This window comes from Pseudarthrobacter sp. J47 (genome assembly GCF_049810315.1).
Classification (GTDB): domain Bacteria; phylum Actinomycetota; class Actinomycetes; order Actinomycetales; family Micrococcaceae; genus Arthrobacter.
On the sequence record NZ_CP187358.1, the window covers coordinates 2922653 to 2944415 of the forward strand.

Genomic DNA, 21763 nt, shown 5'->3' on the forward strand with positions numbered 1-21763 from the left:
CCGGCGCTCCAGCCCCTTCCGGATTATTCGTCAGAGACTCCATCCGGTGGCGGCCAGGAGTTCACGCTCAAAAATAGGGGCGAGCGTGGTCATGTAGGAGCGGGTCACGTGATTATCGTCCTTGTAGACGATGACGTTGCCAATGATGGCCGGGCAGATACCATCCGGGCAGAAATAGGGCGTGAAGTCCACGAACGTGACTCCGGGGAGGTCCTCGGCCAGGGTGTCGGTGGGCGCCACAGGGCTGAAGCTCTCCGCGGCGCTGGAGCCACAGGATGATGGGTCACCAGGGTTTCCTTCCAGGCAGGCAGGAACCGGAGCGGCCATTCGAGGGGGTGCCCTCACGCCGAGAACCGGGATGCCTGCCTCTGTCAAAACCTTGGCATTCGCAACCCAGCCATCATCCAGATGTTCCGGCGCCGTCACACCGAAGGCTGTTCGGGTGCTGGTGGAAATCACCAGGTCGGGTTTCATCGACAGCACCTGGTCCAGGACCTTGCCGTTAAACTCCAGGCACTCGTCATCGACGCCCTCACTCTGGGTTGAGGTCATCGGGCATCCGCCCTTGGTGATGGAGGTAAGTCCCCAGTGATACTTTTCGGCCATGAGCAGCAGCGGGGTGTTCAACACGTGGGCGTGCGAATTGCCCACGACCACGATGTTTTTAGCGCCGTCTTCGATGCCGTTGCTGCAAATGTTCTCGCCCGGTCCTGTTGCACCGCAACCTTCGGGAAAGACGGGCCAGTCCAGGTCAATTGCCTCCAGTCCCGGGGCCGGAGGCAGCGTTCCGGATGTTGTGGGAACGTAATCCTGGTCAAGGGACAGTGCTCCCGGGTACATCGGGTCCTGTCCCACGGCGATTTTCGAATTGGACTGCACAATCATTTGCTGCCAGACAACCAGGGGCGTTGCCGCTACTGCCACAACAAGCATGACTGCCAGGGAGGCCCTGCGCCTGTTGACTTCCGGCCACCTCCATTCACGCCAAGGCTTCTCGACCAACCAGGTGGTGAGGAACGCCAGGCCCAGGGACGTCAGGATGATGATGGTCCCGGACAGCCAGCCCGCGTGTTCCTTGCCGGACCAGGCCAGGGCGATCACCAATACCGGCCAATGCCACAGGTAAAGGGCGTAGGAGTTGCCTCCCAGCCTGACCAGCGGCGCAGCCGACAGTATCCGGTCCACGCCGAGCCTGCTCTGAGTCTGCCCGGCCATGATCACCAGGGAAGCGGCAACGGTAGGCCACAATGCGGCGAGGCCCGGAAAAGCGCCTTGGACGTCGATGACAAAACCGCAGGACAGCATTGCCACCACCCCGATCCAACCCATGACAATCCGCGCTGTCCTGCCCGCGCGCAAACCGGGCAGAACCAAGGCGACGAGCGTTCCCAAAGCGAACTCCCAAAGCCGGGCTCCGGTGTCGAAATAGGCCAATCCCTGGTTGTTGGCCGTAAAGACGATCGAGTAGGCCAGCGACACCAGGAAGATACCGAAAAAGATGTAGGCCAAAAGAGGCCGGTAGGAAATCCCGGCCCGACGTGCGATGACGGCAGCTACAAGGAAGATGACAGGCCACAGAATAAAGACCTGGCCCTGGATGGAGAGAGACCAGAAGTGCTGCAGCGGGCTGGCCAGGCTGTGGTCATTGGCGTAGTAGTCGGCCGCCTGCTGCTGCAGCAGCCAATTCTCGAAGTAAAAGAGAGCCGCCCAGCTGTGATCGATAACGTCCAGCCAACGGGTGCGCGGCAGCAGGAGCGCCGATGCCACCAGCGTTGAAAGAATCACCACCACCGCAGCTGGAAGGAGCCTGCGGAACAGATGAAGCCAGTGCCTCACGAGCCCCGAAGGTTCCCCGCGCTGGTACCGGCCGGTGAACTGAAGTGTCATCAGGAACGCCGAAATCAACAGGAAAACATCCACGCCTCCCGAAACGCGGCCAAACCACACGTGATACGTGACCACCATCAGCACGGCCAGCGAACGCAACCCCTGGATCTCTGGACGGAAGGCCGATTTCCGCTGCCGGTCCGGATTTTTGGGTCCCACAAGGGAAAGCGGCACATTGCTCGCTGCGGACATGGATGCTCCTCCACCTGTGGGCAAAGCATCAATCCTAGCCCAGACAGCAAAGGACCGGCCCGGCAGAAGCCGGACCGGTCCTTGCAACGACGGTGGCAGAGGCACGCCCACGGGCGACCAAAGCCATATGTCGACGGGCTTCCGCCCGCACGGCTACACGCTAGTGGCTGTGGCCTGCGTGCTCGTCCTCTTCAGCAGCCTTTTCAACAACCAGGGTCTCGGTGGTGAGAACCAGGGCTGCGATGGAGGCAGCGTTGCGGAGAGCGGCACGGGTGACCTTGACGGGGTCGATGACACCGGCGCTGATCAGGTCCTCGTACTCGCCCGACTTGGCGTTGAAGCCGTTGTTGGTTTCCAGCTCGGCCACCTTGGCGGTGACAACGTAGCCATCGAAACCGGCGTTCTGTGCGATCCAGCGCAGCGGCTGGACAAGTGCACGGCGGACGATGCCCACGGCTGCTGCGGCGTCGCCTTCCAGGGCCTTGACGGCGGAATCCTCATCCAGTGCCTTGAGGGCGTGGATCAGGGCGGTACCGCCACCGGCCACGATGCCTTCTTCGAGGGCAGCGCGGGTGGAGGACACTGCATCTTCGATGCGGTGCTTCTTTTCCTTCAGCTCAACCTCGGTGGCTGCGCCAACCTTGATGACGCCGATGCCGCCGGCAAGCTTTGCCAGGCGCTCCTGGAGCTTTTCCTTGTCCCAGTCGGAGTCGGTGCGGGTTACTTCAGCGCGCAGCTGTGCAACGCGTGCTGCAACATCCTCCGCCGAACCGGCGCCGTCAACAATGGTGGTGTTGTCCTTGGTAACCGTGATGCGGCGGGCAGTACCCAGCACCTCAAGGCCAACCGTGTCCAGGCTCAGGCCCAGCTCCGGGGAGACAACCTGTGCACCGGTGAGGGTGGCGATGTCCTGGAGCATGGCCTTGCGGCGGTCACCAAAGCCGGGAGCCTTGACGGCAACAACGTTCAGGGTGCCACGGATGCGGTTGACGATCAGGGTGGAGAGGGCCTCGCCGTCGACGTCTTCAGCGATGATGAAGAGCGGCTTGGAGCTCTGCAGCGCCTTCTCCAGCAGCGGCAGGAATTCCTGGACCGAGGAGATCTTGCCCTGGTTGATGAGGATGAGGGCGTCTTCGAGGACGGCTTCCTGGCGCTCTGCGTCGGTGACGAAGTACGGGGACAGGTAGCCCTTGTCGAACTGCATGCCCTCGGTGAGGACCAGTTCGGTCTGGGTGGTGGAGGATTCCTCGATGGTGATCACACCATCCTTGCCGACCTTGCCGAATGCCTCGGCGAGGAGCTCGCCGATTTCCTCGCTCTGGGCGGAGATGGCGGCAACGCTGGCAACCTGGGTGCCTTCGACAGGACGGGCGTTCTCCAGCAGGCGGGCGGCGACGGCTTCAACGGAAACCTCGATGCCGCGCTTGATCTGGCCGGGAGCTGCGCCGGCTGCAACGTTGCGCAGGCCTTCCTTGACCAGGGCCTGGGCCAGGACCGTTGCCGTGGTGGTGCCGTCGCCGGCGACGTCGTTGGTTTTGGTGGCTACTTCCTTGGCCAGCTGAGCGCCAAGGTTCTCGTAGGGATCGTCCAGCTCGACCTCACGGGCGATAGTGACGCCGTCGTTCGTGATGGTGGGGGCGCCCCACTTCTTGTCCAGGACGACGTTGCGGCCGCGCGGGCCGAGCGTCACCTTGACGGTGTTGGCGAGCTTATCGATGCCGGCTTCAAGAGACCGGCGGGCAGCGTCATTGAACGCAAGCTGCTTTGCCATGGTGTTGTCCTTTCAAGACAGAAACCCCGCGCGCCGATCAACGGATGGGATCAGCAGCGCGGGGGTCCTTGGAGTGTTACTTAACGACGATCGCCAGGACGTCGCGGGCGGACAGCACGAGGTACTCGGCGCCGCTGTGCTTGACTTCGGTTCCACCGTACTTGGAGTAGATAACGACGTCGCCTTCGGCAACGTCGAGGGGAACGCGGTTGCCGTTGTCGTCAAAGCGGCCGGGGCCTACTGCAACAACTTCGCCTTCCTGGGGCTTCTCCTGCGCGGAGTCCGGGATGACCAGGCCGGAAGCCGTGGTCTGCTCGGCTTCGAGCGGGCGGACAACAATACGATCCTCAAGAGGCTTAATAGAGACCGACACTCGGACCTCTCCTTTTCGTCAGCAAATTCATGGACTTAAAGAAACCACCGGCACGTGGCTGGCAAACCGTCGTCGCGGTGCCGGCAGCAGCCTGGCTGGCAGTTCTCATGTATTAGCACCCTCCATGGGAGAGTGCTAATGAAGACTCTATGTAGTGGTTAGCACTCGGTCAAGGCGAGTGCCAGATTTTCGTCTTTGGCGGAAACCTTGGCTGTAGATTTGAGCAGTGCGCGCTGCCCTGTACCTGACCCTTGCCGCCCTGTTCTGGGCTGGAAACTTCGTTGTTGGCGAAGCGGTACTCAAAACAATGACGCCGATCGAGCTGACCTTCTGGCGCTGGGCCCTGGCCGCCGTACCGTTACTGCTCCTGGCCCAGGCCGTTGAACGGCCTGATTGGCGGGCAGCGCTGCGGCAGTGGCCAACGTTGCTGCTGCTCAGCGTCCTGGGCATGAGCGGCTACACCTTGCTGCTCTACAGCGCCTTGCAGCACACATCGGCTTTGAACGCCTCACTGATTACCGCTGCCAATCCGGCGCTCATTGTGGTGCTGGCCGTACTGCTGCTCCGCGACCGGCCGCGCCCCCTAAGCTGGGTGGGCATCGGTCTGGGCCTGCTTGGCGTGCTGCTGGTTCTGACGGGTGGCGAGCTGGGCCGTCTGCTGACGTTTTCCATCAGCGTGGGCGAGGTGCTGATGCTGGGTGCGATCACGGCCTGGGGCGTTTACACCATCATTGCCCGGCGGCTGGCTGTTCCGGCGATCACATCAACCGCGATCCAGGTGATCATGGCGGCCGTGATGCTCAGTCCGATGGCCGTACTCACTGGCACCGGGTTTCCTGCCACGCAGGCTGAACTCTGGTCCCTGGCGTTTGTGGCGTTGTTCCCCTCGCTGGGCTCCTACCTGCTATGGAACATGGCCCTGAAGACCACCACGGCGTCCAACGCAGGCAACTACCTGAACCTCATCGCCGTGTTCACGGCCGTGATTACCCTCCTCATGGGCCAGCCGATCACCCCTGCCCAGGTTCTGGGTGGGCTCCTGGTGATTTCGGGCGTTCTGCTGACGAGCTTGAAGAAGAAGGACACTGCTGCTGCAGAACATCCTTCATCTACCAGCCCGGAACACGTCAGTCCCGGGAACTAGCGGCCCAGATCCTCGAAGTCCACGTCTTCGTCTCCGTTGATGTCGCCCGCTTCGGGCTCATTCCTGTTGAGGTAGAGCAGGACACCTCCGGCAACTGCCGAAACAAGGGCCAGGACGAGCACCACAATGCCGCCCGTACGCGCTCCCACATAGAGGTCCCGGATCTGCCTGGCTTCCTCTGTTTCATCCCGGATGCTCTTGCCGTCCACTGAATAAACCGTGGAGTTAAAGGCATCCAGCGCGCCGATGATCATCAGCAGCACTCCACACACGACGGCGATCACAACACCGGCGATCAACGCCGGCTTTGCGAACTTAGCCAGACGCTGAGCCAGGGATTGGGGATGGTCAGCGGGCAGTTGGGGTGTTCGCTCTTCCATACCGTCAACCCTATCCGGACGCTCCCGCATCCGCCTGCGCGAGGCTCTGCAGGAACGTCCGACGGCGTCACATCCGGCCGCGTGACGGTCACGGAAGCGCCCGTCCCGACTACGCGCACGGAGTAGCCAGAGGGTACCAACCGGTGCTCGCGGCCTGTGCCTCACCAACCAACACCGCGGAGCCCTCAGACGACGTGGTGGAGGTACCAGTCCGGGTTGGGGTCTTCGGGGAAGGGATCACTCAGGGTGTTGAGGAGTGCGTCGTTGGCGTCGATTTCGTCGAGCCAGTTCAGGAGTGTTTCGTCGGGTTCTGGTGGTTCGTGTTGTTCTTGTTCGGCCCAGGCTTCGAGCAGCCACGCTGGTGGTGCCGGGTAGGGTCCGTGCCAGAGGTCTTTGAGGAGGTCCTGGGCTGGTTTCGAGAGCTGAACCGGTGGCGTGGTGGACGTGTTGTGGGCAGGCTCCGCCCTTGTAGTCAGGTCAGGGTCGAGGTCTGGAGCCGGTGCCGGGTTGTGGGCAGGGTCCGGCCTTGAGGCCGGGCGCGACTCTGACTTTGGCTCCGGTGATGTTGGAGATTCCGGGTTGTGGGCAGGCTCCGCCGTTGGAGTGGGGTGGTCGTCTCGGGCAACGGCGAATGCGGCGGATGCGGCTGGTGGGAGGGTTCCTGGTGGCCAGGTGGTGGGTTGTTGGTGGTGTGGTTGGGGTGGGTAGGTTCGGCCGGTGGGTGATGTCCATCCGGGTGGTTGGGTGGTGGTGGCTTGGGTGGGGGTCCAGGTGGTGTTGTGTTTGAGGTGGTGGTGTTTGCGGCAGAGTTGGGTGAGGTTGGTGATGGCGGTGGGTCCGCCGTGTTCCCAGGCGGTGAGGTGGTCTGCTTCGTTGTCGAGGGAGTGGTTGGTGCAGCCGGGGAACTGGCAGTGTGCGTCGCGGAGTGCGAGGAACCGTCGCATGCTCTTGGGGATCCGGTAGCTAGTCCTGCCGATCTCCAGTGGGGTGCCGTCGCGCGGGTCGGTGAGGACGCGGTGGAAGGAGTCGGCGCCCTTGGCGACGAGCCGGCGTGCCATAGATGGCGGGATGGGCCCGTACCCGTCAAGGACCGCGGGTTCATCGCCCAGGCCCATGAGGGTGAAGACCGGGACGGTCACCAGGACCTGGGCCCTCGGCGACGGGACCCGGCCATACCCACGCCCGCCCGCAGCGCTGCCACCGGGATTACTGGTCGGATCGCCGGCGGCAGCGCTGCCACCGGGAATACCATTCGTTCCGCCGGTTTCGCTGACGTCACTGACGTCACCGGTTGAATCGCCGCCGCTCCTACCGTCGTCGTCGCCGCTTTCTCCGTTGCTGCCTTCTTCCGTGAGCCCTGTGGTGAGGAGCCAGGTCGCTGCGATGTCGGCGCGTAGCTGGGTGAGGGTGCGGGGTTCATCCGGATGTTGCAGCCCGCGGGCGGTTGCGGTGGCGCGGTTCCAAATGGCTGCTGCGTCGTGGGCGGGGAGGTAGGCGTTCAGCCACGCCATGCCGTCCTTGTCGGGCCGGTACTCCAGCCGCCTGTCGCGATGGCATTTGGTGTGGCGTTCTTCGATGGTGTCGAGGTAGTGGTGTTCGCGCCAGTACCTGGCCCGGGCCCGGAACCGGGACGGTGTCATCTCCCCGGGCGGGCATCCGCGGCCTGCGTCCGGGTGGGCCGGGTCCAGGAACCTGGCTTCGAACGCGGTGGCGGTGGCGGGGGTCATGGTGTTGGTTTCGTCGGCGAGGATCCGGGCGTGCTGCCACGACAAGGATCCCTCGCCGAGGGCTTGAAGGGTCAACGGCAACGCGGCCGTGATCCGCTGGCTGATTTCCACGAGCCCGCCGGCAGCTCCTTCACTGACCGTCAACGCGCAGGCGATCTCAGCGACCGTGGACATCTGCGCCACGGCCTGGTCCTTCTCCGACGCGTCGGGGGCAAGCCGTGCCATTTGCGCGGCCACGCACGCGGCCGTGAGGCGGACCTTCAGCGCCGCGACTCGTGCCTCCAGCCGGGCAACTTCCGCCAACCCGTTCAGGCAGGCATCAAACTCATCCCGCAGAGGATCGCTTGGGGCACCGCCGGCGAGAGCAGAGCACGAGCCGGAAGTCGGAGAACCCGCCAAATCCCGCAGCGCAGCAACGGACGCGGCAACGGCTTCCACCGCTTCAGCAACCGCCCTGGCATCCATAAATTCATCATGCCAAGGGGGTCTGACATTCCAGGACCAAGCCCCGCGAATCAACGTTCCGACCCGCCGATATAGGGTGGAGCGCATGGCTGCCGACCCCCGCGAACAGATCGAACCGCTCCTCAACAGCGAAGGCTGGGAGCTGCTGGCATCCCTGGGGCCGTACAGGGAGGACGAAGCCTTCGAGCTGAACCAGCGCCTCCGCAAGGCCGGCCACTCCCCTGAACTGGTCTCGGCAGTGCTCACCCAGTCGCGCCTCCGGACCAAGGCCGAGGCCAAGTTCGGCGAGTTTGCCCGGGAGATGCTGTTCACGCAGGCGGGCCTGGAACAGGCAACCCGCTTGAACGTAGCGGCCCGCCACGCAGAACGTTTTGCCCGCGCCGGCGTCAAGCACGTTGCGGACCTGGGCTGCGGCTTGGGAGCTGATTCCCTGGCTCTGGCATCCCTGGACCTTGCCGTGACCGCCGTCGAACGCGACGAGGTGACTGCCGCGTGCGCCACGGTCAACCTCCTCCCGTTCCCGCATGCCACGGTGGTGCATGGGGATGCGGAGTCGCTACCGCTGGAGGGGGTGGACGGCGTCTGGCTGGATCCGGCGCGGCGCAGCACCTCCACCTCCGGTACAACCAGGATCTGGGATCCGGAGGCGTTTTCCCCGCCGCTGTCGTTCGTGGAATCCATCGCCGCATCAGGCAAGGCTGTGGGCGTGAAGTTCGGCCCTGGCATGCCTCACGAATCCATCCCGGCCGGCTGCGAGGCCCAATGGGTTTCAGTCAACGGCGATGTCACCGAGGTGGCTCTCTGGTTCAACGCCCTGCAGCGTCCCGGCGTCCGGCGTTCAGCGCTGGTGATTGGCCCGCACGGTGCAGCTGAGATGAGCAGCGGGAAGGACTTCGCTGAAGGCCCGGAACCGGAAATCGGTCCGGCGTCCGGATACCTGTACGAACCTGATGGCGCCGTAATCCGCGCAGGGCTGGTGGCCGACGTCGCACTTGAACTGGACGGGCACCTGCTTGATGAACACATCGCCTACATCTGCGCGCCGGAGCTCAGGGATACGCCTTTTGCCCGTGCGTACCGTGTCCTGGACGTGATGCCCTTCAACGTCAGGGCGCTGAAGCAGTGGGTCAAGGCGAACAACATCGGCGTGCTGGATATCAAGAAGCGCGGGATTTCAACCACTCCGGAGGAATTGCGCAAGCAGCTGTTCCAGGGCAGCACGTCCAAGAAAGCAGCAAAAGCCGGGAAGCCACGCTCCGCCACCCTGGTGCTCACGCGGATCGGTGAAACCAGGGTGGCAATCGCTGTTGAGCCGGTGAAGGTCTGAGCCAGTAAAGGTCTGAACCGGCAGCACTTCCCGACAGCACGGCCGGCAGGACCCGGCAACAGGCCCTACTGTGCGCGGGTGAATTCCTCGGCAGCCTTGACCTGCTCGTCAGTGGGCCGGATGCCCGTATAGAGCACGAACTGTTCCAGCGCCTGGATGGTGGCCACCTCGGCGCCGGTGAAGACGGTTTTCCCGGCTGCCCTGCCGGCGGCAATCAATGGCGTTTCGGCGGGCAGGGCCACGACGTCGAACACCACCTTCGCGTCGTCAATGGCGCTTTGCGGGAAGGACAGTGTGCCGGCGTCGGGTCCTCCGGCCATGCCCACCGGGGTGACGTTGATGATCATGTCAGCCGGACCGCCGTCGAATTCCGGTTTCCAGCCGAATCCGTACTGCTCCGCCAAGGCCCGCCCGGAAGCCTCGTTGCGGGCAACGACGGTAACGCGTGTGAAACCGGCGTCGCGCAGGGCTGCCACGGTGGCCTTGGCCATTCCACCGGCGCCCTGGACGGTCACGGAGTAGTCAGTGGGGACCGCGTTGCGGATCAGGAGCTGCTCGATGGCCGTGTAGTCGGTGTTGTAGGCGCGGAGGGTGCCGTCCGTGTTGACGATGGTGTTGACCGATTCGATGGCCGTAGCTGAGGCGTCCATCTGGTCCACCAGGGCGATGACGTCCTCTTTGTAGGGCATCGACACCGCACATCCACGAATGCCCAGCCCGCGGACTCCCGCAATCGCCTGTCCGAGGTCCGTGGGCGCAAAGGCCTTGTAGATCCAGTTCAGGCCCAGCTGCTCATAGAGGTGGTTGTGGAAGCGCGTCCCGTTGTTGCTGGGCCGGGCCGACAGGGAAATGCAGAGCGTCATGTCTTTGTTGAGGATAGGCACCTCCCCATTAAACATCGTCGCCTGGACCTCCCTGCCGGCTAAGCGGAATCAGCCCTGCCGGGCCTTCATCCGGGGGTTCTTCTTGTTGATCACAAACGTCCGGCCCCGCCTCCGGACCACCTGCGCTCCCGGCATCTTCTTGAGTGCCCTGAGTGAGTTCCTGACTTTCATCGCTGTCCTTCCATCTTGCGTTTCATTTCCTTGGGAGTCAGTTGGCAGCCGTCCAGGAGGTCACGCACCTCGCGCGCCTGGACATCCTCTTTGCGGCCGGTGACGGCAACCACCGTCGAGCGGTGCCCGAAGTCCGGCCGCCAGCCCTGCAGCGCATCGGCGTCGGAGGCATCACCAGCGGACCAATGGCCTGTGTTCTCCAGCCATATCAAAGGCCCCACGCCGGTCAGGCCGATGCGTTCTGTGGGGGCGGACGCCATCCAGAGGCGGCCGCGGAGCCAGTGCGATCCGGCCGCGAGCTGGGGCAACGCTTCCTGGAACCGCTTGGGGTGCAGGGGACGTCCGACGGCGTGTGTCACCGTCCGGAAATCGCCGGCCTGGGTGCGCAGCGGCACGCGGACGTCGCCGGGGCGGCTGCGTGCCGCCGCTTCCCGGGGGTCGTAGCAGTTGGGCCGGAACTCGTCCTCCCCGCCAACAACGGCGGCGTGCGGTGCCAGTTGGGACAAAAGGTCGACGCCGGCACTCCAGCCGGTGGTGTCCGCACCGTCTCCGCGGAGCAGCCCGGCCAGCGAAGCCCCTAATCCGTGGTGCGTCAGGACCGTGTCCACGTGGGCGAACTCCCCCACCAGGAATTCGCCGCTGGTCCTGCCGTCCTCAGGGGTGGAGGTGAAGCCGGATTCGAAGAGGCTGTGCCGGTCCCAGATCTGGTCTTCCAGTTCCACGGGGTCCAGTGCCAGCACGGCGTTTTCCACCTTTACCTGGCGGCCCAGTCCTGCTGCGATTCCGGCGGCTACCTGGCCGGTAGGGACGCCGGGCGGCAATCCCAGGACCACATTGCTGGAGCCCGAGTCCAGGAGGCGCTGCACCGTGGGGATGACGTCAAGCCGTACCGTGCAGCTCAGGCAACCGTGTTCCAGGGTGTTCTCGGCACGCTCCACCAGCTGGCCGTCGCGGAAGATGCGGCGCAGCACAACGGAGCCTTCAAGGAGGTCATGGTGGACCACCACGGAATCAGGGTGGCTGCCGGCGAGCCGTGCGGTGGCCTCCTGCCGGCATTGTGAGTCGAGCGAGCTGACGAGCGAAAGATGCATGCCCGCAAGCTTATATGAAAATGATTCTCATTAGTAATTAGCGCAGCCAGCTCCACGCGGCCAGGAACCAACGGCAACGGGCAGCTTCCCCGTAGCCGGCACCGAACCTGTCAGGACACCCACCAGGGCTTCGAAGGAACCCGGGGAACGCCCATAAACGGCAATCACGGAGCCTGCGGCCGAGCCTGCCAAAGGCCACGGGTCATCGAGGGAAACGTCTATGTTCCCGGCGGCTCCCTGCGGGGCGCCAGGGCCCACCAGCCGAACCACGGGTCCGCTGCCCACGGCGAGTCCGGCCGCCCTGGCCGCTTCGGTAAAGCGTGCCCGGTCAAGCTCCGATCCGCCGGCGACCTGCACAGCGTCACCCACCAGCCGTCCGCTGCACGGACCGGCCACCACTGTCACGGCCTTGGCGGACACAGCAGAGGACACCGCCGCTCCCGCCCCGGGCGGTGCCGGCGGAGTGCCCGCACCTTTGCGGCCCTGCCAGGCCATCAAAGTAATAACCCGCGCCGCGGCTTCATTCAGCCGATCTTCGGGCAGTGAGCCGTTCCCGACCGCGGTGACGATCGCACTGTGGGCAGCTTCGACGTCGGGCGGCATCAGAAGCAGGTCCGCGCCCGCGGCGAGCGCCTTGACGGACTCCTCCCCCACCGCATAGTTCTGACCGATGGCCCCCATGTTCAAGGCGTCAGTCACCGCGACGCCCTTGAAGCCAAGGCTGCGAAGGTGCCCGTACGTGGCCTTGGACAACGACGCCGGGATGCCGGCTTCCAGGGCCGGTACGTCGATGTGCCCGGTCATCACCATGGGCAATCCGGCTGCCACCGCCGCGCGGAACGGTTTCCAGTCCCGCGCCTCCAGTTCCGCCAGTCCGGCACCCTGGACGGGGAGCCCCACGTGGGAATCGACAGTGACCGATCCGTGGCCCGGGAAGTGTTTTACCGCCGGGAGAACCCCGGCATCCAGGAGCCCGGCGGACATGGCCACGGCATGGGCTGACACGGCGTCCGGATCGTCGGAGAAGGAGCGGGACCGGATCACGGGGTCCTGGGGCCCAATCGTGACGTCCGCATCAGGGGCAAAATTCATGGTGAACCCCAGGCCCGCAAGCTCGGCACCCATGGCCCGGCCGGCGTCCCGGGCCAGCGCAGGATCCCCCGCCGCACCATAGGCCATCGCCGCAGGCCACTCCGTCAGTGGCGCACGCAGGCGCGCCACCGGCCCGCCCTCCTGGTCAACGGCAACAATGCCCGGCCACGTACGTCCATCCGCGCCAACGGCCTCCCGCAGGACCGCCGTAGACCTGGCCATGGCCGCAGGATCGGCGGAGCCGTCCGCAGCCTGCGGGACGTTGTCGCCCATGACAATGCTGCCCGCGAGGTGGAGGCGCCTGATGGTGTCCGCCTGGGCAGCAGGATCCGCGCCGGAATAAAAGGGAACCAGGACCTGGCCGGCCTTTTGCTCAACGGTCATTCCCGCGAGAGCCGCAGTGGCGGCGTCGGCGTCCCGCTGTTCCGGGCCCCAGCCCAGCGGAACGGGAGCAGTGTCCGCCGCCGTCGGATCAGGGCTGGCAGGCGCCGTGCGCGGGCTGGCGGCCGGACTGGACGTCACGGAAGGGCTCCCCTCAGAGGACGGCGGCGAGGCCGGCGTAGCTGTGCAGGCCGTCAGTGCCGTCAGCGCTGCCGCGGCACTGACCGCAAGCCCCTGCCACCCGAATCGTTGCGTAATGTTCCCTGACTGCCCAAACCATGTCATCAATACGATGCTACGCCTGCACTAGACTTGAACCGCCTCGACAGTCATGGACTGGGGCGGAACAACAGAACAGTTAGGTGTACGCATGAAGATTGATTTCGCTTCATCCAGGCAATCAACTCTTGGTGTGGAATGGGAACTTGCGCTGGTCAACAGCCAGAGCGGCGAACTGGCCTCGGTTGCCAATGAAGTGCTCCGCGGAGTAGCCGCCAGGCACCCGGGCCTGACTGAAGACGACGAGCACCCGCACATCAAGCAGGAACTGCTGCTTAATACCGTTGAACTGGTGACCGGGATCTGCAACACGCCCGCCGAAGCCAAGGAAGACCTCAGCCGTTCACTCGCCGCTGTCCGCGAAATCACCGATCCCATGGGCGTTGACGTTTTCTCCGCCGGCAGCCATCCGTTCAGTCCCCCGCAGCTGCAGCCCGTGACGGACAAGGAGCGCTACGCCAAGCTGATCGACCGCACCCAGTGGTGGGGCCGGCAGATGGTGATCTATGGCGTGCATGTCCACGTCGGCCTGGACAACAAGAACAAGGCGCTGCCGGTTGTGGACGGGCTGGTCAATTACTTCCCGCATTTCCAGGCACTGTCCGCTTCCAGCCCGTTCTGGGGCGGCGAGGACACCGGTTACGCCTCCCACCGGGCCCTGATGTTCCAGCAGCTGCCCACGGCTGGCCTGCCGTTCCAGTTCCCCACGTGGGAGCAGTACGAAGACTACGTCCAGGACATGTTCACCACCGGCGTGATCGACACCCTGTCCGAGATCCGCTGGGACATCCGCCCCGTTCCCAACCTGGGCACCGTGGAGATGCGGATCTGCGATGGCCTGGCAACCCTTGAGGAAGTGGGAGCCATTGCGGCGCTGACCCAGTGCCTCGTGGAAGACTTTTCCAACACCCTGGACGACGGCGGCACCATCCCCACGATGCCGCCGTGGCACATCCAGGAAAACAAGTGGCGTGCTGCCCGTTACGGGTTGGATGCCATCATCATCCTGGATGCCAAGGGCAACGAACAGCTGGTCACGGACCACGTTATGGAGACGCTCAACCGCCTGGAACCCGTGGCCAAGCGGCTGGGCTGCAGCGATGAACTTGCAGACGTCGAAAGCATCATCCGCCGCGGCGCCGGCTACCAGCGCCAGCGGCGGGTTGCCGCTGAAAACGGCGGCAACCTCCAGGCAGTGGTCCTGGACCTGGTGCAGCAGATGCGGAACGGCCCGGCAGCTTAGGCCGTCACTGACACCGTGGTCACCGGCATGGATGGGTCCGGTGTGAAGTCGATGCCGCTGGGCTTGGCTCCGGACATCACCAGCTGGGCGCCCAACGCAGCCACCATGGCACCGTTGTCCGTGCAGAGGTCCAGCGGCGGAACCGTCAGGGTGATGCCGGCGGAAGCGCACCGTTGGGCCGTGAGTTCACGCAGGCGGGAGTTCGCGGCCACACCTCCGCCCAGCAGCACACTGGTGATGCCACGCTCACGGCACGCCAGCACAGCCTTTGACGTAATGATGTCCACCACCGCCTCCTGGAAAGCCGCGGCCACGTCCGCCACCGGTACTTCCTGTCCGGCCGCCTCGAACTGCTCAACACAACGCGCGACGGCGGTTTTGAGGCCGCTGAAGGACCAGTCGTACCGGTGTGGTCCTGGCTGTTCCGCCGTCCCCATGTATTTTGGCTGGCTGAGGCCGCGCGGGAACCGGATGGCCTTGGCATTGCCCTGACGGGCAAGCCTGTCGATGGCCGGGCCGCCCGGATAGCCGAGGCCCAGGATGCGGGCCACCTTGTCGTAGGCTTCACCGGCAGCGTCATCGATGGTGGAGCCCAGGAGTTCCACGTCGTCCGTGATGCTGTTGACCTTCAGGATTTCGGTATGGCCACCGGAGACCAGAAGTGCGCCAAGGTTGTCCGGCAACCGGCCGCCGTCGTACGTTTTTGCGTCCAGCACGCCAACGCCCACATGCGCCACCAGGTGGTTGATGGCGTACAGCGGCTTGCCTGTGGCAAGGGCCAGCGCCTTCGCGGCACACACGCCCACCATCAGCGCACCGGCCAGGCCCGGGCCTGACGTCACGGCAATGGCATCCAGGTCCTCCAGCTCCACGCCGGCGTCTGCGAGCGCTGCGCGGAGGGTGGGCACGAAGGCGTCGAGGTGGGCACGTGAAGCGATCTCCGGAATCACGCCGCCAAACCTGACATGCTCATCCATGGAGGAGGACACAGTGTTGGTCAGCAGGGTGGTCCCCCGGACAATTCCCACGCCTGTCTCATCGCAGGAGGATTCGATCCCCAGTACCAGCGGTTCTTCGGTGTTCATGGCTGCCTGGTTTCCTTGCTGGGCTCGTTGCTGCTGTCGTGCCAAAGAATGCCCAACTGCAGGCGCATGATCAGGGCGTCCGTGCCGTCCCGGTAGTAGCGGGGGCGGACGTGGATCTGCTCAAACCCGAACCTGAGGTACAGCTGCTGGGCCCGGGGGTTGTCTGCCCGGACTTCCAGCAGGACGTCCTCGGCTCCACGGCGCCGGGCTTCGCCGATCAGGCTGGTCAGCATGGCCGAACCAATGCCGCGGCCCTCGGCCTCGGGCTCCACTGCGATCGTCTGGATGTCCGCAATCGGCTGGATACACATCAGGCCCGCGTAGCCCAGGATCCTGCCTTCGGATTCAGCCACCACATAGTGCCGCGTGGAGGCCTGGCCCAGCTCGTCGTGGAACATGGACACCGGCCAGGCGTCCACGGGGAACAGCCGCAGTTCCATGGCGTGGACTGCGGGAATGTCCTCCACACCCATCGTCCGGAGCTGGACGCCGCCGGCAATGTTCCCTCCGGGCCCTTCCGCAATCCCGCTCACAGCGCACGCTTCCTGGGGCCCGGAACCTGGGCATCGGATTCCCTCAGGTACAACGGAGTGGAATCGGGCAGCGGCAGCCCCGCGGCCAATGCGGCCACGGCCCTCCGGCCCAGCGAAGCCGCATCCGGCTGGCGGTCGCGGAACGCAGGGTGGGCGGCCAGCGCGTCGCTGTACAGGCCGGCGCCTGCACCAAAGGCCGGCAGCGCGGGCAGGCTTTCGGCGGCACCCACGTGCGGTCCGTCCGCAAGGCGGGGAACGCCGCCGTCGTCCATGGAATAGCGGGCCCAGTACACCTCTTTGCGGCGTGCATCGGTGACCACCAGGAACTCCGGAACCTTGTGCGCTGACTCCGCGACGTCCAGGGCAATGGCATCGAGGCTCACCACGCCGTACAAGGGCTTGTTCCACACAAACGCGAGTGTCCGGGCGGTGGCGATTCCGGAACGCAGCCCCGTAAACGGACCAGGCCCAACGCCTGTCACCACCGCGTCAATGTCCGCAGCCCGGGTGCCCGTGGATGCGAGCAGTTCCTGGATGCCCGGCGCCAGCACTTCGGCGTGGCTTCGGGTGTCCTCGGTAGCGAAACTGCCCACTACCTTGCTGCCTGCAGCGCCATCTCCGGACAGGCTGTCTCCTGACAGGCCATCTCCTGACACCAGGGCAGCACTTGCCGTGGCCGAGGTGTCGATCGCAAGGATCAGCATCACTTGCCTCCTTCCGCAGGAAACCCGGAACCGCGCAGGGATGGCTGGCCGGCCCATCGCGGACCGTAGCCGCGGAGCACCAGGGTGCGGGGCTCGTCGTCGTCCTCATCACTGAAATCGAGTTCCCCGAACTCAAGCGGGCCACCCGCCGGATCACTGCCGTCCGTGGCCCCATTGCTGTCCAGGGACTGGGGGACGGCCGGCGGTCCGGCCAGTCCGGTGGCGCGCACCAGTTCGATGTCCAGCCGGCTGGCACTTAGGTGCTCCACGCGGCCGCGGCCCCATTCCACTACCGTGACGGCCGTGTCCAGGGTGTTTTCCAGGTCAATGCCGTCAATTTCCGACGCCGATTCCAGCCTGTAGGCGTCAACGTGGACCAGGTCCGGTCCCCCGGGACGGGGTCCGTCCGGGAGGTTGGGATGGATCCGCACCAGCACAAACGTGGGTGAGATGATGCCGGGCCGCACGCCCAGGCCCTGGCCCAGGCCCTGGGTGAAAGTGGTTTTCCCGGCACCGAGCTCGCCGGTGAGGACCAGCAGGTCCCCGGCTTCGAGCTGGCGGCCCAAGGCGGCAGCGATTTCCTGCGTCTCCTCCGCTGAGGAGACGGTGACCCGCTGCTCCCACAAAGGGGTTTCCCCGGCTGTTTCATCCGCGGTCATGCTGTCTCGTTCACGTAGACGCGCGGGACCCGCTGGCTGATGCGGGTGACGATTTCGTAGTTGTTGGTGCCTGCAGCCCGGGCCCAGTCATCCGCCGTCGGGCCTCCGTCCTTGCCGTCGCCGAAAAGTTCGGCCTCGGCACCCCGGAGGGTGGGGCCGCCGGCACTGACCAGCCGGTTCCCGACGTCGATCACCATCTGGTCCATGGCGATCCTTCCCACCACGGGGTAGGTGACGCCGTCCACGCGGACGGGACCTCCGGTGGCCACCCGGGGTACCCCGTCTGCGTAACCCATGGGGATCAGGCCCAGGGTGCTGGCGCCTGATGTGCGGTAGTTGAGCCCGTAGGAGACGCCCTGGCCGTCCGGGACGTCCTTGCAGTGCGAGACCATGGTCCGCAGGGTCATGGCCGGACGCAGCCCCAGGTCCGCGGAATTCTGCCCGTCGAACGGGGACAGCCCGTAGATTCCCAGCCCGGCGCGGACCATGTCGAAGTGCGTGTCCGGGCGGGACAGTGTGGCCGGCGTGTTGGCGAGGTGCCGGACTTCCAGGTCCACCCCGGCGTCCTCGGCAATGGCCAGCACTTCACGGAACGCCGCCAGCTGCTCGTCAGTTTCCTTGCGGTGCGGCTCGTCCGCCACGGCAAGGTGGGAAAAGATGCCCACCACGCGCAGCAGCCCGCTGTCCTGGTGCTCCACCGCTTCACCCAGCAGCCTGTCCCAGGATTCAACAGTGGCGCCGTTGCGTCCCAGGCCGGTATCCACCTTGAGGTGCACCCGTGCGGGGCGTTGCTGTTCCCGGGCCGCGGCCACGATCTGGTCAAGTTCCCAACCGGAGCACCCGATGTCGACGCCGGCAGCCACCGCCGCGCCGAAGTTGCTGTCCGGGGTGTGCAGCCAGGCAAGCAGGGGTGCTTCGATTCCGGCGGCCCGCAGCGTCAGCGCTTCCGAGATATGCGCCACACCCAGCCAGGCGGCCCCGGCTTCCAGCGCGGCCCTGGCCACCTGCACGGCGCCGTGGCCGTAGGCGTCAGCCTTCACCACCGCCATGACCTTCGCCGGGGAGGCCACCGCGGCCAGTTGGGCCACGTTATGCCTGATGGCTGCGAGGTCGATGACCGCTGATCGTTCGTAGCCGGCTGTTGGCCTGGCGGCGTCTGTTACTGGGTAAGTCACCTGATCGATTCTACTGGGGCCAGGTGGCGGATACGGCTTCAGGTGCCGTGAGGCAGGCCATGAACGGCCCGGAGCGTCATGGGCGGCGGACCTTTGATCCAATGCGCAGGAGTAAAGTTTTATCCGATGCATCTGCAGTTCGGCCGGAGCTCCAACCGGCCGCAGAAAGGAGAGCCGTAGCGTTGATCCGGCGAGTAGCGCTGCTGTCCCTCCACACCTCACCGATGGAGCAGCCAGGCTCCGGTGACGCCGGCGGTATGAACGTCTACGTCCGCGAGCTGGCCTTTGCCCTCGCCGCAGCCGGCGTTGAAGTGGAGATCTTCACGCGGTCCACCTCAGCCGGGCAGCCCGCCGTCGAACATCCCATGCCCGGTGTCTGTGTGCACAACGTCATGGCAGGTCCGCCCAAGCGGCTGCCCAAAGAGCACCTCCCCGAACTGCTGCACAGCATGGTCGCGGAGATCGAGCAGATCAGGCAGCGCCAGCCGCATGGCCGCTACGACGTCATCCACTCCCACTATTGGGTGTCCGGTGTGGCCGGGCTGGAGTTGTCCGGGCTGTGGAACGTTCCCCTGGTCCACACCATGCACACCATGGCCCGCGTAAAGAACCTGCTTCTGGGCCCCGGCGAGGTCCCGGAGCCGCGGCGCCGTGAGCTGGGCGAGCACCGGATTGTCGACGGCGCGTCCCGGCTCATTGCCAACACCGGCGCGGAGGCCCGGGAGCTGGTGTCCCATTACGGTGCCGACATCGACGTGATCGACGTTGCGCCACCCGGCGTTGACCTGGACATTTTCAACCCGGCGTTCCGCTCGCGGTCGCGGAAGCAGCGCGACATCAGCCCCAGCACCTTCCACCTGCTCTTCGCCGGCCGGATCCAACGCCTGAAGGGGCCGCAGGTCCTGGTAAACGCCGCAGCCATCCTGCGGTCCCGGCGGCCGGACATCGATCTTCGGATCACCATCCTCGGCGCCCTGAGCGGCAGCAAGGATTTTGACCTCAAAAAGCTTGTGGCTGAGGCAGGAATGGACGACGTCGTCACGCACCTTGCGCCGGTCAACGCCCAGGAGCTGGCGGGCTGGTTCCGCGCGGCGGACGTTGTGGTGATGCCCTCCTACAGCGAATCGTTCGGCCTGGTGGCGCTGGAGGCCCAGGCCTGCGGCACCCCTGTCCTGGCCACCCGCGTGGGCGGACTGTCCCGCGCCGTCTGCAACGGGCGGACCGGCCTGCTGGTGGACGGCCACCACCCCGGGGACTGGGCAGACGCCCTCGAAGCGCTCTACGACGATCCCGCCACCCGGGAAGACATGGGGCGCGCCGCGTCGATCCGCGCCGAGGAATCCGGCTGGAACCGCACGGCGGCCATTACGCTTGAGAGCTACCACGCCGCGCTCGGCAGCTACCTGGGCACAACCCTGGTGCCCACCACCTCGCTGCTGTAGGCATCAAGCCACCCAGTCGTGATCCGGCCGGGCGACCAGGAAGGACAACGATGTCTGAAGGAATGCTGACGGATCTGGCCATCGCACAACAGGCCACCTTGCGCCCCATCACCGAGGTGGCTGCCGCTGCGGGCATCGGGGCTGATGCCTTGGAAAGCTACGGGAAGTTCAAAGCCAAAATCAACGTCGGCAACCTGGATGCTCCGGCCCCGCACGGCAAAGTGGTACTGGTTTCGGCTATGTCCCCCACGCCCGCCGGCGAAGGGAAATCCACCCTGACCGTAGGCCTGGCCGATTCGATGGCCCGCGCCGGCCACCGGGTGATGGTGGCGCTGCGTGAGCCATCCCTGGGCCCTGTACTGGGCATGAAGGGCGGTGCCACCGGAGGAGGCTATTCCCAGGTGCTGCCCATGGACGAGATCAACCTGCACTTCACCGGCGATTTCCACGCCATCACGTCCGCCAACAATGCGCTGATGGCCCTGGTGGACAACCACATTTTCCAGGGCAACGAACTGAACATCGATCCCCGCCGGATGACGTTCAAACGCGTCCTGGACATGAACGACCGCTCGCTCCGGGAGGTCGTGATCGGACTCGGTGGTCCGGCGCAGGGCGTACCCCGGCAGGACGGCTTTGACATCACCGTCGCCTCCGAAATCATGGCCGTCTTCTGCCTGGCCACCGGCCTGGACGACCTCCGCGAGCGCTTGGGGCGGATCACCTTCGGCTACACCTACGACCGCCGGCCCGTGACGGTGGCGGACCTGGGCGTCCAGGGAGCCTTGACCATGCTGCTCAAGGAGGCCATCAAGCCCAACCTGGTTCAGACCATCGCGGGGACCCCCGCACTGGTCCACGGCGGCCCGTTCGCGAACATCGCGCACGGCTGCAATTCCCTGATCGCCACCCAGACCGCCCGGCGGCTGGCGGACGTCGTGGTGACGGAGGCCGGCTTCGGCGCGGACCTCGGCGCTGAAAAGTTCATGGACATCAAGGCGAGGGTGGCGGACGTGGCCCCCTCCGCCGTCGTGGTGGTGGCAACCGTCCGGGCGCTGAAGATGCACGGCGGGGTGCCCAGGGACAGTCTCCACGAGCCCGACGTCGATGCCCTGGCTTCGGGGGTCTGCAACCTCCAGCGGCACCTGGCCAATGTGGCCCGCTTCGGGGTGCCCGCGGTTGTCGCCATCAACCGCTTCTCCACCGACAGCGACGAGGAACTTGATTGGCTGCTCGCCTGGTGCCGGGCGGAAGGGGTGCCGGCCGCCGTAGCGGATGTCTGGGCCCGCGGCGGAGGCGGCGACGGCGGCGATGAACTGGCGGAACTGGTGGCCCAGGCGCTGGCAGGGCCAAGCAGCTTCCGCCACCTGTACGGCACGGAACTGCCGGTGGAGGAAAAGATCAGGACGATCGTGCAGGACATCTACGGCGCGGACGACGTCGAATTTTCCGTGCCCGCGCTGCGCCGGCTCGCGGAAATCGAACGCAACGGCTGGTCGGGACTGCCCGTGTGCATGGCAAAGACGCAATACTCGTTCAGTGACGACGCCACACGCCTTGGCGCACCCAAGGGGTTCACCATCCACGTGCGGGACCTGCTGCCCCGCACCGGCGCCGGCTTTATTGTGGCGCTGACGGGCGCGGTCATGACCATGCCCGGCCTGCCCAGGGAACCGGCGGCGATGCGGATGGACGTGGACGGGGCCGGCAACATCACAGGGCTGTTCTGAGGTCACCGGCCCAGCGTCATCTGCCCGG

19 protein-coding genes are annotated in these 21763 nt (G+C 65.5%); 5 read left to right on the plus strand and 14 right to left on the minus strand.

The window, feature by feature from the left end; translation table 11 throughout:
- Positions 1 to 30 precede the first annotated feature (30 nt).
- From ACPJW8_RS13365 to groES, 3 genes are all read right to left on the minus strand, one after another.
- Positions 31 to 2079, minus strand: a complete 2049-nt coding sequence (locus ACPJW8_RS13365) for an acyltransferase family protein (RefSeq protein ID WP_330187519.1) — start codon at positions 2077 to 2079, stop codon at positions 31 to 33.
- A 160-nt stretch (positions 2080 to 2239) separates the two neighbouring features.
- Positions 2240 to 3850 (minus strand): chaperonin GroEL, encoded by a 1611-nt coding sequence (gene groL / locus ACPJW8_RS13370; RefSeq protein ID WP_330187518.1) that lies wholly within the window; start codon positions 3848 to 3850, stop codon positions 2240 to 2242.
- Between the two features lie 76 nt (positions 3851 to 3926).
- Entirely contained in the window at positions 3927 to 4223 is a 297-nt protein-coding gene (gene groES / locus ACPJW8_RS13375; protein ID WP_307073978.1) for a co-chaperone GroES, read from the minus strand.
- A gap of 226 nt (positions 4224 to 4449) precedes the next feature.
- Between groES and ACPJW8_RS13380 the strand changes: the two genes are divergently transcribed.
- Positions 4450 to 5367, plus strand: a complete 918-nt coding sequence (locus tag ACPJW8_RS13380) for a DMT family transporter (protein WP_330187517.1) — start codon at positions 4450 to 4452, stop codon at positions 5365 to 5367.
- Here the strand turns inward: ACPJW8_RS13380 and ACPJW8_RS13385 are convergent.
- Both ACPJW8_RS13385 and ACPJW8_RS13390 read right to left on the minus strand, forming a co-directional pair.
- Entirely contained in the window at positions 5364 to 5747 is a 384-nt protein-coding gene (locus tag ACPJW8_RS13385; RefSeq protein ID WP_330187516.1) for a hypothetical protein, read from the minus strand. The two genes, ACPJW8_RS13380 and ACPJW8_RS13385, sit on opposite strands and share 4 nt — an antisense overlap.
- Before the next feature lie 185 nt (positions 5748 to 5932).
- Positions 5933 to 7939: an HNH endonuclease signature motif containing protein gene (locus ACPJW8_RS13390; RefSeq protein WP_330187515.1), complete on the minus strand. Its 2007-nt coding sequence runs from the start codon at positions 7937 to 7939 to the stop codon at positions 5933 to 5935.
- A gap of 85 nt (positions 7940 to 8024) precedes the next feature.
- Here ACPJW8_RS13390 and ACPJW8_RS13395 point away from each other — a divergent pair, with 85 nt between their 5' ends.
- Complete coding sequence (locus ACPJW8_RS13395; protein WP_330187514.1) at positions 8025 to 9266, plus strand: class I SAM-dependent methyltransferase; 1242 nt, start codon at positions 8025 to 8027, stop codon at positions 9264 to 9266.
- 65 nt (positions 9267 to 9331) lie between these two features.
- Here the strand turns inward: ACPJW8_RS13395 and ACPJW8_RS13400 are convergent, their stop codons facing one another.
- The 4 genes from ACPJW8_RS13400 to ACPJW8_RS13415 all read right to left on the minus strand — a co-directional run bounded on the left by ACPJW8_RS13400 (position 9332) and on the right by ACPJW8_RS13415 (position 13026).
- Positions 9332 to 10129: a shikimate 5-dehydrogenase gene (locus tag ACPJW8_RS13400; protein WP_425256480.1), complete on the minus strand. Its 798-nt coding sequence runs from the start codon at positions 10127 to 10129 to the stop codon at positions 9332 to 9334.
- Between the two features lie 69 nt (positions 10130 to 10198).
- Positions 10199 to 10321 (minus strand): type B 50S ribosomal protein L36, encoded by a 123-nt coding sequence (ykgO, locus tag ACPJW8_RS13405; protein WP_056624948.1) that lies wholly within the window; start codon positions 10319 to 10321, stop codon positions 10199 to 10201.
- Complete coding sequence (locus ACPJW8_RS13410) at positions 10318 to 11412, minus strand: GTP-binding protein (protein ID WP_330187512.1); 1095 nt, start codon at positions 11410 to 11412, stop codon at positions 10318 to 10320. The genes ykgO and ACPJW8_RS13410 overlap by 4 nt, the downstream gene beginning before the upstream one ends.
- Positions 11413 to 11442: 30 nt before the next feature.
- Positions 11443 to 13026 carry a glycoside hydrolase family 3 protein gene (locus ACPJW8_RS13415; RefSeq protein WP_425256348.1) on the minus strand — a complete coding sequence of 528 codons (1584 nt, stop codon included), beginning with the start codon at positions 13024 to 13026 and terminating at the stop codon, positions 11443 to 11445.
- A 229-nt stretch (positions 13027 to 13255) separates the two neighbouring features.
- Between ACPJW8_RS13415 and ACPJW8_RS13420 the strand changes: the two genes are divergently transcribed.
- On the plus strand, positions 13256 to 14407 hold the full coding sequence (locus ACPJW8_RS13420) for a glutamate--cysteine ligase (RefSeq protein ID WP_330187510.1): 1152 nt from the start codon (positions 13256 to 13258) through the stop codon (positions 14405 to 14407).
- On the opposite strand, the gene tsaD is transcribed toward ACPJW8_RS13420, so the two are convergent.
- Genes tsaD through alr form a run of 5 tightly spaced genes read right to left on the minus strand, consistent with a single transcriptional unit; the run spans position 14404 to position 18563 of the window.
- Positions 14404 to 15492 carry a tRNA (adenosine(37)-N6)-threonylcarbamoyltransferase complex transferase subunit TsaD gene (tsaD, locus tag ACPJW8_RS13425; protein WP_330187509.1) on the minus strand — a complete coding sequence of 363 codons (1089 nt, stop codon included), beginning with the start codon at positions 15490 to 15492 and terminating at the stop codon, positions 14404 to 14406. The genes ACPJW8_RS13420 and tsaD overlap by 4 nt on opposite strands.
- Positions 15489 to 15965: a ribosomal protein S18-alanine N-acetyltransferase gene (gene rimI, locus ACPJW8_RS13430; protein ID WP_330187842.1), complete on the minus strand. Its 477-nt coding sequence runs from the start codon at positions 15963 to 15965 to the stop codon at positions 15489 to 15491. The genes tsaD and rimI overlap by 4 nt, the downstream gene beginning before the upstream one ends.
- A gap of 56 nt (positions 15966 to 16021) precedes the next feature.
- Positions 16022 to 16729: a tRNA (adenosine(37)-N6)-threonylcarbamoyltransferase complex dimerization subunit type 1 TsaB gene (tsaB, locus tag ACPJW8_RS13435; RefSeq protein ID WP_330187508.1), complete on the minus strand. Its 708-nt coding sequence runs from the start codon at positions 16727 to 16729 to the stop codon at positions 16022 to 16024.
- A complete protein-coding gene (tsaE, locus tag ACPJW8_RS13440) occupies positions 16729 to 17388 on the minus strand; it encodes a tRNA (adenosine(37)-N6)-threonylcarbamoyltransferase complex ATPase subunit type 1 TsaE (RefSeq protein ID WP_330187507.1) in 660 nt (219 codons plus the stop codon). Before tsaE ends, tsaB begins: the two co-directional genes overlap by 1 nt.
- Positions 17385 to 18563 (minus strand): alanine racemase, encoded by a 1179-nt coding sequence (gene alr, locus ACPJW8_RS13445; protein WP_330187506.1) that lies wholly within the window; start codon positions 18561 to 18563, stop codon positions 17385 to 17387. Before alr ends, tsaE begins: the two co-directional genes overlap by 4 nt.
- 224 nt (positions 18564 to 18787) lie before the next feature.
- On the opposite strand from alr, the gene mshA reads away from it, so the two are divergent.
- Positions 18788 to 20005 (plus strand): D-inositol-3-phosphate glycosyltransferase, encoded by a 1218-nt coding sequence (gene mshA / locus ACPJW8_RS13450; RefSeq protein WP_425256481.1) that lies wholly within the window; start codon positions 18788 to 18790, stop codon positions 20003 to 20005.
- A gap of 50 nt (positions 20006 to 20055) precedes the next feature.
- Positions 20056 to 21735: a formate--tetrahydrofolate ligase gene (locus tag ACPJW8_RS13455; protein WP_330187504.1), complete on the plus strand. Its 1680-nt coding sequence runs from the start codon at positions 20056 to 20058 to the stop codon at positions 21733 to 21735.
- Positions 21736 to 21763: the final 28 nt, after the last annotated feature.

What these genes read in the sequence shown, in the direction of transcription:
- ACPJW8_RS13385 (WP_330187516.1), bottom strand. Translation starts at nt 5,747, where the DNA reads ATGGAAGAGCGAACACCCCAACTGCCCGCTGACCATCCCCAATCCCTG.
- rimI (WP_330187842.1), bottom strand. Translation starts at nt 15,965, where the DNA reads ATGGGTGTGGAGGACATTCCCGCAGTCCACGCCATGGAACTGCGGCTG.
- ACPJW8_RS13390 (WP_330187515.1), bottom strand. Translation starts at nt 7,939, where the DNA reads ATGGATGCCAGGGCGGTTGCTGAAGCGGTGGAAGCCGTTGCCGCGTCC.
- tsaD (WP_330187509.1), bottom strand. Translation starts at nt 15,492, where the DNA reads ATGAACACCGAAGAACCGCTGGTACTGGGGATCGAATCCTCCTGCGAT.
- tsaB (WP_330187508.1), bottom strand. Translation starts at nt 16,729, where the DNA reads ATGCTGATCCTTGCGATCGACACCTCGGCCACGGCAAGTGCTGCCCTG.
- ACPJW8_RS13420 (WP_330187510.1), top strand. Translation starts at nt 13,256, where the DNA reads ATGAAGATTGATTTCGCTTCATCCAGGCAATCAACTCTTGGTGTGGAA.
- ACPJW8_RS13400 (WP_425256480.1), bottom strand. Translation starts at nt 10,129, where the DNA reads ATGACGCTCTGCATTTCCCTGTCGGCCCGGCCCAGCAACAACGGGACG.
- ykgO (WP_056624948.1), bottom strand. Translation starts at nt 10,321, where the DNA reads ATGAAAGTCAGGAACTCACTCAGGGCACTCAAGAAGATGCCGGGAGCG.
- ACPJW8_RS13395 (WP_330187514.1), top strand. Translation starts at nt 8,025, where the DNA reads ATGGCTGCCGACCCCCGCGAACAGATCGAACCGCTCCTCAACAGCGAA.
- tsaE (WP_330187507.1), bottom strand. Translation starts at nt 17,388, where the DNA reads ATGACCGCGGATGAAACAGCCGGGGAAACCCCTTTGTGGGAGCAGCGG.
- ACPJW8_RS13410 (WP_330187512.1), bottom strand. Translation starts at nt 11,412, where the DNA reads ATGCATCTTTCGCTCGTCAGCTCGCTCGACTCACAATGCCGGCAGGAG.
- ACPJW8_RS13455 (WP_330187504.1), top strand. Translation starts at nt 20,056, where the DNA reads ATGTCTGAAGGAATGCTGACGGATCTGGCCATCGCACAACAGGCCACC.
- groL (WP_330187518.1), bottom strand. Translation starts at nt 3,850, where the DNA reads ATGGCAAAGCAGCTTGCGTTCAATGACGCTGCCCGCCGGTCTCTTGAA.
- ACPJW8_RS13365 (WP_330187519.1), bottom strand. Translation starts at nt 2,079, where the DNA reads ATGTCCGCAGCGAGCAATGTGCCGCTTTCCCTTGTGGGACCCAAAAAT.
- mshA (WP_425256481.1), top strand. Translation starts at nt 18,788, where the DNA reads ATGGAGCAGCCAGGCTCCGGTGACGCCGGCGGTATGAACGTCTACGTC.